This is a genomic window from Bacillus cereus group sp. RP37, from assembly GCF_040459695.1.
GTDB lineage: Bacteria > Bacillota > Bacilli > Bacillales > Bacillaceae_G > Bacillus_A.
Map to the genome: position 1 here is coordinate 3,566,249 of NZ_JARVHP010000001.1, position 13,180 is coordinate 3,579,428.

Genomic DNA, 13,180 nt, shown 5'->3' on the forward strand with positions numbered 1-13,180 from the left:
GACGCCCAAAATTGAGCGCCTCTACTAATGATTATTTCGTAACAACTTCGTCTTCTTTTACATTTACATTATGTTTACTCATAAACGCTTCAATCTCTTCAACTTCTCTAATGATATCTTTTGACAAGTTTTCATGTCCGTCTTTCGTTACAAGAATATCATCTTCAATACGAATGCCGATTGATTCTTCTTCAATATAAAGACCAGGTTCAATTGTAATAACCATGCCTTCTTCTAATACTCTCTCTTTATATGTTCCTACATCATGCGTATCTAAACCAAGGAAATGGCTAACACCATGATAATAGTATTTAGATAGTTCCTCGTCTTCTTGAATTAAACCAATTTCTTTACACTCTTCTGCTAGTACCTTTTTTGTATGCTCATTTAATGCAGCAAATTTTACTCCTGGCTTAATGAGTTTCGTTGTTTCTTTCAATGCTTTTAATACAATATTATACATTTGTTTTTGGCGACTAGAGAATGTTCCATTTGCCGGGAATGTATAACTAATATCAGCGTTATAGTAGTCTTTTTGAGCGCCTAAATCTAGTAATACTAAATCACCATTTTGAATTTGTGCATCATTATCTTCATAATGAAGAACTGTAGCATTTTTCCCACTTGCCAAAATTGTATTGAACGCATGATGCTTAATGCCAGATGATTTCAGTGTGAAATCAAACTGAGCCTCTAATTCATACTCCATCATGTCTGCTTTTGCATGCTTAAGTACGTTGTAAATACCCTCTTTCGTTACAGCAATTGCCTCTTTAATGATTTCAATTTCTTCTTCTGTTTTAAACACTCGTAATTCACAAATATTCGGATATACATTACCAATTAAAACGTGTGGATACTGTTCTCTTACATGTTTAGCAAACGCTAGCGTTTTTGTCTCCATCCCATTCCACTCACGACGCTCTAAATCTAAATATAGATGCTTCACATTTTCTGTAAAAAGTATATTTGACATTGTCTTTTCAAAGCTATCTAAATATACAACTTTCTTTATACCTGAAATTTTCTCTGCTTCCTCGTTAGAAACTGTTTTACCGACCCATTTTTCCATTACTGGATCTGACTTTTCAATGAAAAGTGTTTCTTCAACACTATTTCCAAACTTCTTCAACATGAAAATAACATTCGGTTCATCGATTCCTGTTACATAGTAAAAATTTCGATTTGGCACAAATTTATAATGTGCATCCGCTGACATGTGAGGTGCTTGTCCAGCAAATAAAATAGTAATAGATTCATCTGGTAATGTGTTTACTAATCGTTCTCTATTTTGAGCAAAAAATGTTGATTTCATAATAATCCCCCTAGCGTTCTATGTATGCTTGTAAATCTAATTATCCAATACAATTCATTCTATTATTGTTATAATTTTTCGTCAATTAATAGTACTCATAGAGAAAGGAAAATTTTCATTATTAGGGCCCCTTTCAAGCTTAATTATGCATAACACTCCACAATTTCTTGACATTTATTCCATATACTTAAAATCTCATATATAGGAAAGGAGCCTACAAATTTGAAGCATTATGTAGCAAAAGGATTAGCAATTACTTCTTTATTCATAATTTCAGGATGTTCTAGCAACGCCGAAACAGCACCAGTGAAAAAAGAAACGGTTCAATCTCAACCGAAAAATAAAGAAACTGCAACTGCAGTACCATCCAACTTCTATAAAGAAATTACATCCGGAAAAATCGCGCACATTCACGGAATTGGCTATGCAGGAAATATGCCGGGTATTTCTATCGCAACTCATAGTGGTATAAAAGCTTATCAAAATGGAAAATGGTTTGAGACTACTACACAGCTACACGATTATATGGGCTTTCAGGCAACGAAAAATGGATTTTTTGCCAGCGGACATCCTGAACCAGGTGCAAATTTAAAAAATCCTTTAGGGTTAATGAAAAGCTCTGATGGCGGTAATACCCTTGAAAAGCTAGCATTTTATGGAGAATCTGATTTTCATAACCTTGCTGTCGGATACAATACGGAAGCAATTTATTTATACAATGAGCGTCCAAATTCTAAATTACAACAAGGTTTTTATTTCAGTACAAACAACGGACAAGATTGGAAAAATAGTAAGTTAAAAGGTCTTTCGAGTACGATTCATTCCTTTTCCGTACATCCGGATCAAGCTAGTGTAGTCGCGGTAAGTGCTAAAGACGGTGTTTACTTATCTACAGATTACGGAAATACATTTGAACTATTATCTACATCACTTGAATCGACAGCAGTTACATTAAGTAATGAAGATGTTATTTACGCCCCTATCAATAAACAAATCATAACGAAGAAATCAATTGCTACAAATGAAGAGACAAATATACAAACTCCATCTTTAGATGCTAAAGATGCAATTATGTACATATCACAAAACCCTCAAAATTCAGCTGAAATAGTATTTGCTACACTGAAAGCAAATGTGTTCCTTTCTACAGATGAGGGTAAAACGTGGAAGCAGATTACTAAAGAGGGAGCATTCCAATTTAATTAGAAAGGTGAATATAACGTGTTTTCAACAATTAGTGAATGGAGCTATCAACTCATGTCTCCTTTAATGGATGTCGCGAATGCTACGAAATCAGTACCTCTTTTATTTGCGTTTTTATTAGGCGTAGTAGGTACCCTTGCTCCTTGCCAATTAACAGGAAACATTAGTGCTATTACACTTTATGGCAATCAATCTTTACAAAAGGGACATGCATGGAAACATATATTGTTATTCATTTCAGGAAAAATAATAGCTTTTACAACGCTTGGACTATTAGTATGGGTCTTAGGAAAAGAGATTCAGCAAATATTAACTTTGTATTTCCCGTGGTTAAGGAAAATGATCGGACCTTTATTAATTTTAATGGGGCTAATGTTGGCAGGTATTATAAAGAGCAGAAATTTCTTCTCGATCAAATTTATAAGAAAACAAAATGAAGTTGGCTCATTTTTACTTGGATTCTTCTTTTCCTTAGCTTTCTGTCCGACTATGTTCGTTCTATTTTTCGGAACGTTAATCCCTTTATCTTTCTCATATAATTATGGTTACTTGTTTCCGACATTCTTTTCGATAGGAACCGCTCTCCCTATCGTTATATTACTGTTCATCATCTCCTACCTTGGATTAAATGGGGCACTACTTAAAAAGAGTCGAAAAATAGGAAAAAACATTCAAAGTATAACTGGTGTTCTCCTTATTTTAATCGGACTTTATGATACTGCTCTATATTGGTAATACATACAAAAGGTAAGCTTCAGTGAAATGAGCTTACCTTTTGTATCATTTTTTCTTTTGTTGTAGTTGATTTAGTAAATTTTTAATAAATGCTAGAAACAGCGGATCATTCTCTTTTTTAGGTGACCATTGCATAATTAGTTGCCTTGGAATTTTAATTTCTATCGGTTGCACGATGAAGTCATGAATAATTTGCTTATGTAGTCCTGATACTGGAACAATTGTTATACCGTTAACTTGTAAAGCAAGTGCTAATGCTGAACTAATTGTTTCTGATTCCATCACTTTATTAACTACTATTTCATTTTTCATCAAATATGGTTCAAGCACTTCTTTGCAACCAGAAAGCGGCATAATAAAAGGATAATTTTTCAATTCTTTACTAGTAAGGTTAGGTGGAACAGACTTTGAAGAAACTATAACATACGGATCTTCACCAATGACATCATAATGAAATCCTGGAATTAAGTTTTCTTTTATAGAAATAGAAAAATCTGCACTTCCAGAAGACAACCAATCTAACACTTCTTGATAACTTCCCTCTCGAACTGCAAGTACATACTGACTTTGATCAAAATTACCTAATTCGATACACTCTGCCAAACAATATACAGTAACGGAAGGATATGTAGCTAGTACAATCTTATACAAGCTTTTATTTTTCAATTGTAAAGCTGTTTCTTCAAGATTTTCATACTCCATTAGAAGTCGATCTACACAAACTAAAAATTCTTTTCCATTTTCAGTTAACATCGTTCCTTGTCTAGAGCGATCAAATAAAGTTAAAGCATATCGTTTCTCTAATTTGTTTATGATATGAGTTATAGCCGGCTGTGTCATATGTAATTCTTTCGCTGCTAAACTAATGCTGTTCAACCGAGCCACATTTTTAAAAACTTTAAAATCAAAAACGTTCATTCTGTTCTCCTTATATAAAAGATATTTATATCATCTATAAATAACCTTCATTATATTTATCAAACCACTTCCTATACACTAAGTATACACCATCAATATTACGAAAAAATAAGGCATATAAACATTAGAGGAGTGTTGATTAAATGAGTACTTACATTTTAATACATGGAGCCTGGCAAGGTGAATGGGCATGGGAATTAGTAAAACCTCAGCTTGAGGCTTTAGGTCACACAGTTGTTACACTAGATTTACCTGGAAGCGGAAAAGATATGACTCCCTCCCAAAATGTAACGTTAGATTCCTATGTTGATGCAGTAACAGCTACTATAGATCAACAAAATGAAAAAGTTATTCTTGTTGGACATAGTATGGGTGGAATTGTAATCACGCAAACAGCTGAACTTATACCAAATAAAATCGATAAATTAGTATATCTTTGTGCATTCTTACCACAAAACGGAGAAAGTCTTGGTAGTAAATTAGATGGTGAAGCTGGTCCACAATTCTCAATTAATGAGAATGACATGACTGCAGAACTTATACCAGAGTTGACTGAACAAACATTTTTAAATGCTACAGAAAATGCAGCTATTAAAGAATCTTCTTTCAAACAAATGCGTCCTCAACCACTAGGTCCATTCCAGCAAGAGATAAAAATATCTGCAGAGAACTTCGGAACTATAGATCGTATTTATATCGAAACGACTCTAGATAGAGCGATTCCCATTGATTTTCAGCGCCGAATGAATACAGAAACTCCTTGCACGAAAATAATTACTTTGGAAGCTGATCATTCTCCATTCTTCTCTAAAACATCAGAACTTGTTAGTCACTTACATGGATTAAGCTAAGGTTTATATTTTCCTTGTAGACACCTACTTACTGTAATACGGGTGTCTACTTTTCTTTTACCCTTCTTGACATATTCATATAAAAAAGTTAAAATAACTATAAATTAGTAAGTAACTAATTTAATTTAAAGTAAGAGGTGAACAAAATGAAAAACATTTTATTCCGTATTAACGAATTATCAAAAAAAGAAAAAGCATCTGGATTAACAGTTGATGAAAAACAAGAACAACAAATGTTGCGTCAAAACTATACAAAAACATTTCGTGGAAGTTTAGATTCCATTTTATTAAACACAAAAATTGTTGATCAACATGGTCTTAACGTTACACCAGCCGCATTACAAGATGCTCAAATACGTTTAAAATTAAGCAAATGAAATCAAAGCTAAAAAAACAATCGTATAAAACATAAAAAGAGCCGGAATTCCTATTTAGAAATTCCAGCTCTTTTTATTGTCTTTTCTAATTTAGTAAACGAGCGATACATCGCAATTCTCCACGATACAATCATTGCAAATGCAAGTAAGAAAAACATTCCGCTTAACTCTGCTAAATCAATTGATTGACTTAAATACGATTTTAACGCTACTCGTACAGCCAATAAGCCTACTAAAATAACTATGAATGCTTTTGACGGTTTCATATATATATGTTCGTTTCTTATTTCAAACTTAGTTGTTTTAATAAGAAATATAGAGAAAATAAGTCCTATACTAATCGCCTCTACTATTTCTAACGATGTTAATCGAAACTCCGGTAAGAAGTACATCATTGCACCAGTACTCATAAAAATTGGCGGTAATATAATTTTCTTTTTCGTTACCGGTTTTTTCGCTGCTTTAAAGCGAAGAAACATGATACCAACAGCCATACAAACTGCTACAATACTTGATAAAAGTGCTATCATACTATCCACTCCTATCTATTTAAAAGACTTTTTAAGCAAAATCATAAACCAAACGAGCCCGATACTTATAATAACATGACCTAATCCAGCCATATGGCTTAAACCATTAAAGTCAGTTCCATTTACTTGTAGAAGCCCTCTCCATAGCATTGTAGCGACAGTAAAAATTACTCCTACATTATAAACAACAAACCATGCATGAAAACTCTTTGTTTCATGGACATGAAATACTTTACATAAAGCTAAAGCAATTAAAAAGAAGACGAAGCCGAGCACTAATACGTGTGTATGCACTAATTGCAACATTGTGGATCCTTTAATCCCTTGTGCTTTCGAATACTCTCTTGCAAATACTCCTGATAATAAACCGATAATTAAGTAAATGAATGCTGCATTATATAATTTCTTCATTCTATTCCTCCTGCTGTAAACTTTCTATATTCGCTGCAATCATTTTACGCAAAGTTTATGAACGGAATATGAACAAAATATTACATTCTATTATTGAAAATAAAAAAGGCCATTCCACAACTATTAATTGTGGAATGACCTTTTAATTTATTTTAAGTCTTCAATTGAAAAGGCACCAGGCAGTAACTGCTCTACAGTCACTTCTTTTTCATCGCCTTTTACATTCGTTAGTAAAACTGGCATTTTCGGTTCACAGAATTCAGCAATCACTTGTCTACAAGCACCACATGGTGAAATCGGTCCGTCTGTTTCGCCTGTAATAACTAAGTAACTAAAATCGCGCTCACCTTCTGATACTGCTTTAAAGATTGCTGTTCTTTCTGCACAGTTACATAAACCATAAGAAGCATTTTCTATATTACAACCAGTATAGATTTTACCTTCTTTCGTAACTAACGCTGCACCAACAGGAAATTTCGAATACGGAATATATGCTTTTGATAACATCTTATTTGCTTCTTCGATATATTTTTTCTTATTCATATTATTTCCTCCTCAAAGTAAACGTAATTATGATTAGTCAGTAATAACTGTATGAACTAATTTAGGGGCAACTGCTGTTTCGGCGATAGAAATGTTCTCATAAATTTTAGCTTTTACATCTTCTACATTTTCACGGTTCGCATAGATTGTTACGAATGGCTCGCCTTCTTTTACTGCATCGCCAACTTTTTTACGTAACATTAATCCTACTGCTAAATCAATTTCATCTTCTTTTGTCGCACGGCCAGCACCTAGTAACATAGCTGCGATACCGATTTCATCTGCAACAATGTTAGAAATAACACCTGAAGCTTTTGCTGGTACATCAATTACATACTTCGCCTGTGGCATTTTTTCTGGATTGTCTACAATTGAGCTATCTCCGCCTTGATTGCTTAAGAACTCTTTAAACTTCTCAGTTGCTTTTCCGTTTTTCATAACTTCAATTAGCATTTCACGAGCTTCTTCTAATGTATTTGCTTTTTTCGCAAGTACGACCATTTGGCTACCTAATACAAGTACTAATTCCGTTAAATCTTCTGGACCTTCACCTTTTAACGTATCAATCGCTTCTTTCACTTCTAGAGCGTTACCAATCGCAAAACCAAGCGGTTGTGACATATCTGAAATAACAGCCATTGTTTGACGTCCTACATTATTTCCGATACGTACCATTGCATGTGCTAATTCTTTTGCATCTTCTTCTGTTTTCATAAATGCGCCAGCACCTGTTTTTACATCAAGTACGATTGCGTCAGCACCAGCTGCAATTTTTTTACTCATAATTGAACTTGCGATTAAAGGAATTGAGTTTACTGTCCCTGTTACATCGCGTAATGCATAAATCTTTTTATCTGCAGGTGTTAAGTTTCCTGTTTGTCCAATAACAGCTACTTTGTCACGGTTTACAATATCAATAAACTGCTCTTTCGTAATTTCAACGTGGAATCCTTCTACCGCTTCTAATTTATCAATTGTTCCACCCGTATGTCCTAAACCACGACCAGACATTTTTGCTACTGGTACATCTAAAGCAGCCACTAATGGTCCTAATACTAATGTTGTTGTATCACCAACACCACCAGTTGAATGTTTGTCTACTTTAATTCCTTCAATTGCTGATAAGTCGATCGTTTCTCCAGACTCCACCATCGCCATCGTTAAATCTGCACGTTCGCGATCTGTCATATCTTTAAAGAAGATTGCCATTGCAAGTGCACTCACTTGATAATCAGGAATACTTCCGTCTGTATATCCATTAATAAAGAATTTGATTTCTTCAGTCGTTAATTCTTTGCCGTCACGTTTTTTCGCAATAATATCTACCATTCTCATTACAATCACCATTCCTTTTTATATGATATGAATCTATTAAAATAATAAGCCTACGATTGTTGCTGATAAGAAACTTACTAATGTTGCACCGAAAAGTAATTTCAAACCAAATCTTGCGACTACATTCCCTTGTTTTTCATTTAAGCTCTTAACTGCCCCTGCAATAATTCCAATTGAAGAGAAGTTTGCAAATGAAACTAAGAATACAGATATAATCGCTGTCGTTCTATCTGAGAAATTAAAGTTTCCTTGTGCTAAATCTGTCATAGCGACAAATTCATTTGATACTAATTTTGTTGCCATAATATTTCCAGCATTAACTGCTTCATGCCAAGGTACACCCATAATAAATGCAAATGGTGCAAATACATAACCAAGAATTTCTTGGAATGAAATACCGATTACACCTTTAAATACTGCATTAATGAATGCGATAAGAGCAACGAAACCGACTAACATAGCTGCTACTGTAATCGCAACTTTAAATCCGTCTATAATGTATTCCCCTAATACTTCAAAGAAAGTCTTTTTCTCTTCTTCTTGTACTTCTAACATATCTTCTTCTTCAGTAACTTCATAAGGGTTAATGATAGAAGCGATAATAAAACCACCGAATAAGTTAAGCACTAAAGCGGTTACAACATATTGTGGTTTTAATAACACCATATACGATCCAACGATAGACATTGAAACGGTAGACATTGCAGATGCACATAATGTATACATTCTTTTCTCTGGCAATAATCCTAGTTGTTTCTTAACTGAAATAAACACTTCAGATTGTCCTAAAATCGCAGAAGCAACAGCGTTATATGATTCTAGTTTCCCCATTCCATTTACTTTACTTAATGCTAGACCGATAGATTTCACAATAATAGGTAATACTTTAATGTGTTGCAAAATACCGATTAATGCTGATATAAATACTATTGGCATTAATACACTTAAAAAGAATGAAAACTCTTTTTGATTTACTAATCCACCAAATACGAAATTCACACCGTCAGCGGCATATTTTAATAGCTCTCCAAAACCATCTGCTATTCCGCTAATTAATATATTCCCTACACTTGTATTTAATAATAAAAACCCCAAAATGAATTGTAATATAACCATCGTTATGATTGGGCGATATTTGACTTTCTTTCTATCATTACTAGCAAGCCAAGCGATACCTAAAATCAATACGAGGCCAAAAATACCGATTAAGTATTTCATAAGCCGTTTCCTCCCATTCGTATCCGCTTACATTCTTTTCAATTGTTAAAGCAATAGATACACTTTACTTTGTGTATCTATTGCTCTTAACTTTATTAATGATTAGTAGTTATCTGTAGCACCTTTTGCATCATTTAATACGATTGCAACACTAGCACTTGCTCCAACGCGAGAAGCTCCAGCAGCTACCATTTTGTCTGCATCTTCACGTGTACGAACGCCACCAGATGCTTTTACACCAACGTTTGGTCCAACTGTTTTGCGCATTAATGCGATATCTTCAGCAGTTGCTCCGCCAGTTGAGAATCCAGTTGAAGTTTTTACGAAATCAGCACCGGCTTTTACTGATAATTCACAAGCGCGTACTTTCTCTTCATCTGTTAATAGGCAAGTTTCAATGATTACTTTTACAAGAGCTTTTCCTTTTGCTGCTTGTACTACTTCATAAATGTCTTTTTCAACAAGTTCGTTGTCGCCATCTTTTAAAGCGCCTACGTTGATTACCATATCAACTTCAGTTGCACCTTTTGCGATAGCATCTTTTGTTTCAAATGCTTTTGTTTCAGTAGTGCTTGCTCCTAATGGGAAACCGATTACAGTACAAACGTCTACATCATGTCCAGCTAATTCTTCAGCAGCTAGCTTTACCCATGTAGGGTTAATACAAACAGAAGCGAATTTATATTCCTTTGCTTCTTCGATTACTTTCATAACATCTTCTTTTGTAGAATTAGCTTTTAAAATTGTATGGTCAATTAACTTTGCAATGTTCATTATCTTCACTCCTCATATCTTTTAACAACTTCATTCTAACCCTTAGTTGAACAAATGTAAATACACTTTTGAAATTTTGTTCATTCTTTTCAAAAAGGAATTTTCTTGTAGTAAATAAAGCGCATTCTAACTAAGAAACAATTCATATTTAAAATCAAAACTTTTATATTAACAATGGTAGTATGTATCTCAATATCCATAATTATTTTTAAAAAGGCAATTTGTATTCAAAAAACACTCCCATAATTCATACATAGTAAAATAAAAGGCTTTCTCAAAATTAACATCTTGAGAAAGCCTTTTATTTTTAATCTTTTTGATAATGTAACAATTCCTTCGCCGTATGCTGATCAATAATTAATACATTTGCATACCCGCCACGTAACGCACCATCAATTGATTTTATTTTTCTATTACCACCGGCAACTAAAATAGAGCGTTTCTTTAATTTCAGTTCTTCTAACTCAATTCCAATAGTCCGCTTATTAATTTCTTCACTACTAATATTTCCGTTCCCATCAAAGAATCTTGAACAAATGTCACCGACCGATTGTTTTTTGAGTAAACTCGTTTCATCCTTATCAAAATAACCTAATCGGAATAATAGTGCTTCGTCTCGCACTGTTCCTACAGTGAAAATTGCAATATTCGCTTGTTTCCCCATTTCGATAATGTGATGGATATGTCGATCCTGCTCTACTAATTCTTTTGTCACTGCATTATCAAATATAACTGGAAGGGGTAGATTTCTTGGCGTCGTTTGAAAAGCATCTGCAAATAAAGCAATCGTTTCATTCGCATATGTATTTACACTCGAATGACTAATACCACCTTTTAACTGAACAACTTCTACACCTTTTACATGTTGCGGTACGATTTTTCTAGCGATTTCATACATCGTCATTCCCCAACTTACACCAACGATATCACCGTTTTTAACCGTCTTTTCCATATACTCAGCTGCATATTTACTAATATACTCTGTAATCGTTGCATATTCTGGCACTGGTGAAAAAACGACATGCGCCTCTAACAAGTTGTACTTTTCTTTCAGTAAATTTCCAACGTTATCTAAATCAGCAAATGGATCGGCTATGCTAATTTGAACAAATCCTTTTTCTTTCGCGTACTTTAATAATCTAGAGATAGTCGGTCTTGAAATATTTAATTTATTAGCAATTTCTTGCTGACTATAATCTGATTGATAATATAACCTTGCAACTTCAACGCTTAATTGTTGTTTATCTTTATCCATAGTAACTCATTACATATCCTTTCCTGTATTTCCTTTTCGTTACAAGCATTATACAGCTTTATGCAAAAAAATTCGACTACCGAATTTTATCTAACTGAACTTCTACTACACTTATTATATACAAGGTAACTTATTGTGTAGATTTACAAACTCAATATAGATACGCTTGAAACATGTACATCGATTAATATTTAATTCATGCTTTTTCTGCAGTAACGATAACAAATCCGTTCAAAATGTACGAATCAAGTGATTTAACATAGAAAAGTTGTATATGAGGCCTAGGATATTAAAAACTGTTTTTTCTCATACCTATGGAATTTCCATCCGTTTTTCTGTAAGAGATTGAACTGATGAAGCAATAATTTTATTATCTAAAATACAAAAGCTCTACAGAACAAAGAACAAAGAATATAGATTATGTATCCATGGAGATGCAATCCCAATCTTCATTTTTATAATTGATTAACCAAAACAAGCCCCTTCGTCTTTCAATAACAATACTTTCCTGCATACCTGCAGTTGCTTCTTTCTCATTAATTCTATCATGTACACAAGCCCAATGAAGCCGATAAATGAGGTCGGCCTCATCCAAAATCTCTTCTGCACTTCGCAATCTTGTTTGTTGATAAAATTCATTAAAAGAACTACAACCAGAAACAAGTTTAATTGCATAATGACAGTCACAGATTTCTTTTGGAAATTTCAGTGTATTCACGAGACCAATTGACCAAAGTAAAACCCATTGGGCTTCATACTGCCATGCAATCTGTATCGCTTCTTTCGCGTCAGGTTGCTCTGAAGTTAGGAAATTTCTTTCCTGCCTCGTTAATGATTCAACCACATCAAATTTGTTCAGCAGCCCCATGACAAACTCTTTGGAATTTTCCGAATCTCCTTCTTGGGCAACATCACAAGCATATTGTATGACAATCAACAAAGCTACCGCTCTCTTCGTAATCTCTTCTCGATTTCTTAACTGAATACTTGTCAAAGGAGGCAATTGAGGCAATCCTTCGATATATGGAATCCCTTTATCTTGCAGGTAGCTTATCGATTTCTGTTTTCTTTTCTCCCCATCGGTAGAATTACTATTCTGTCCCATTATTTTGTTCGTACATGCTTGAGGAGTAAATTCTGAAGGACCAGAGGATCCATCCGGAAATACAATTACTTTTCCATCATTCCCGATGAGAGTTCGATCAGGGATAAAACCAATACCGTTTACCTGATTAAGTAATTTAAGAAACAGCTCCACGTATTCATCACTATAATCCTTCTTCGTCTCTATAGCGATTATGGTATTAATTACAGAAATCTGTGCCAAAACCTTCCTCTTAAGATGTTCTTCTTGAAATTCAATTTGATCGTACATGTGCATCATTCCAGGAATATTATTGGAAAAATAATCAGGAGATGATTCTTCAGAATCCACCCGAATAATAATTTTATTTTTGCCAAATAGTCTTTTCGATTGAATGGTATATTCATTTTTATTGCGGTCAACCTTGAACCCATTTTTGAAAACTTGAGTAATGAAACCTTCTACATCACTTGTATCATTCCTTGATGCAAATATCGTAAAAAATCTCAATGTTCCCCCTCCTCTAATTCCTATTTTCTTCTTAGCTATTAAATTTAGAAAAACAAAAGAACATAAACTATTAAATATATTAAACAGCCTTTTATTATGACTTGTTCTTCAACTAAAATCT

14 protein-coding genes are annotated in these 13,180 nt (G+C 33.8%); 4 read left to right on the top strand and 10 right to left on the bottom strand.

Annotated features, from left to right (window positions below):
* Positions 1–31: 31 nt before the first annotated feature.
* Positions 32–1,315 (bottom strand): aminopeptidase P family protein, encoded by a 1,284-nt coding sequence (locus QCI44_RS18850; protein ID WP_016088354.1) that lies wholly within the window; start codon positions 1,313–1,315, stop codon positions 32–34.
* 222 nt (positions 1,316–1,537) lie between these two features.
* On the opposite strand from QCI44_RS18850, the gene QCI44_RS18855 reads away from it, so the two are divergent.
* Positions 1,538–2,521 carry a F510_1955 family glycosylhydrolase gene (locus tag QCI44_RS18855; protein WP_016134170.1) on the top strand — a complete coding sequence of 328 codons (984 nt, stop codon included), beginning with the start codon at positions 1,538–1,540 and terminating at the stop codon, positions 2,519–2,521.
* Positions 2,522–2,536: 15 nt separating this feature from the next.
* A complete protein-coding gene (locus tag QCI44_RS18860) occupies positions 2,537–3,253 on the top strand; it encodes an urease accessory protein UreH domain-containing protein (RefSeq protein WP_229188525.1) in 717 nt (238 codons plus the stop codon).
* Between the two features lie 45 nt (positions 3,254–3,298).
* Here the strand turns inward: QCI44_RS18860 and QCI44_RS18865 are convergent, their stop codons facing one another.
* Positions 3,299–4,171: a LysR family transcriptional regulator gene (locus QCI44_RS18865; RefSeq protein WP_016134168.1), complete on the bottom strand. Its 873-nt coding sequence runs from the start codon at positions 4,169–4,171 to the stop codon at positions 3,299–3,301.
* 143 nt (positions 4,172–4,314) lie between these two features.
* On the opposite strand from QCI44_RS18865, the gene QCI44_RS18870 reads away from it, so the two are divergent.
* Both QCI44_RS18870 and QCI44_RS18875 read left to right on the top strand, forming a co-directional pair.
* Positions 4,315–5,022: an alpha/beta fold hydrolase gene (locus tag QCI44_RS18870; RefSeq protein ID WP_016134167.1), complete on the top strand. Its 708-nt coding sequence runs from the start codon at positions 4,315–4,317 to the stop codon at positions 5,020–5,022.
* Positions 5,023–5,168: 146 nt separating this feature from the next.
* Positions 5,169–5,399 (top strand): DUF896 domain-containing protein, encoded by a 231-nt coding sequence (locus QCI44_RS18875; RefSeq protein WP_000789775.1) that lies wholly within the window; start codon positions 5,169–5,171, stop codon positions 5,397–5,399.
* Positions 5,400–5,449: 50 nt separating this feature from the next.
* Here QCI44_RS18875 and QCI44_RS18880 read toward each other — a convergent pair whose 3' ends face one another.
* The 8 genes from QCI44_RS18880 to QCI44_RS18915 all read right to left on the bottom strand — a co-directional run bounded on the left by QCI44_RS18880 (position 5,450) and on the right by QCI44_RS18915 (position 13,059).
* Positions 5,450–5,929, bottom strand: coding sequence for a CcdC family protein (locus QCI44_RS18880; RefSeq protein WP_016088359.1), 480 nt, complete (start codon positions 5,927–5,929; stop codon positions 5,450–5,452).
* A 15-nt stretch (positions 5,930–5,944) separates the two neighbouring features.
* Complete coding sequence (locus tag QCI44_RS18885; RefSeq protein ID WP_016088360.1) at positions 5,945–6,340, bottom strand: DUF2871 domain-containing protein; 396 nt, start codon at positions 6,338–6,340, stop codon at positions 5,945–5,947.
* Positions 6,341–6,487: 147 nt separating this feature from the next.
* A complete protein-coding gene (locus tag QCI44_RS18890; protein WP_016088363.1) occupies positions 6,488–6,883 on the bottom strand; it encodes a cytidine deaminase in 396 nt (131 codons plus the stop codon).
* A gap of 33 nt (positions 6,884–6,916) precedes the next feature.
* A complete protein-coding gene (locus tag QCI44_RS18895; RefSeq protein WP_002108542.1) occupies positions 6,917–8,218 on the bottom strand; it encodes a pyrimidine-nucleoside phosphorylase in 1,302 nt (433 codons plus the stop codon).
* 36 nt (positions 8,219–8,254) lie between these two features.
* Complete coding sequence (locus QCI44_RS18900; RefSeq protein WP_000876170.1) at positions 8,255–9,436, bottom strand: NupC/NupG family nucleoside CNT transporter; 1,182 nt, start codon at positions 9,434–9,436, stop codon at positions 8,255–8,257.
* A 102-nt stretch (positions 9,437–9,538) separates the two neighbouring features.
* Positions 9,539–10,210, bottom strand: coding sequence for a deoxyribose-phosphate aldolase (deoC, locus tag QCI44_RS18905; RefSeq protein ID WP_016088364.1), 672 nt, complete (start codon positions 10,208–10,210; stop codon positions 9,539–9,541).
* 307 nt (positions 10,211–10,517) lie between these two features.
* Positions 10,518–11,465, bottom strand: a complete 948-nt coding sequence (locus tag QCI44_RS18910; protein ID WP_000356569.1) for a DNA-binding transcriptional repressor DeoR — start codon at positions 11,463–11,465, stop codon at positions 10,518–10,520.
* A 418-nt stretch (positions 11,466–11,883) separates the two neighbouring features.
* The gene (locus tag QCI44_RS18915) at positions 11,884–13,059 is read right to left on the bottom strand and encodes a DUF4272 domain-containing protein (RefSeq protein ID WP_353811402.1); all 1,176 of its coding nucleotides are present in this window, start codon (positions 13,057–13,059) and stop codon (positions 11,884–11,886) included.
* Positions 13,060–13,180: the final 121 nt, after the last annotated feature.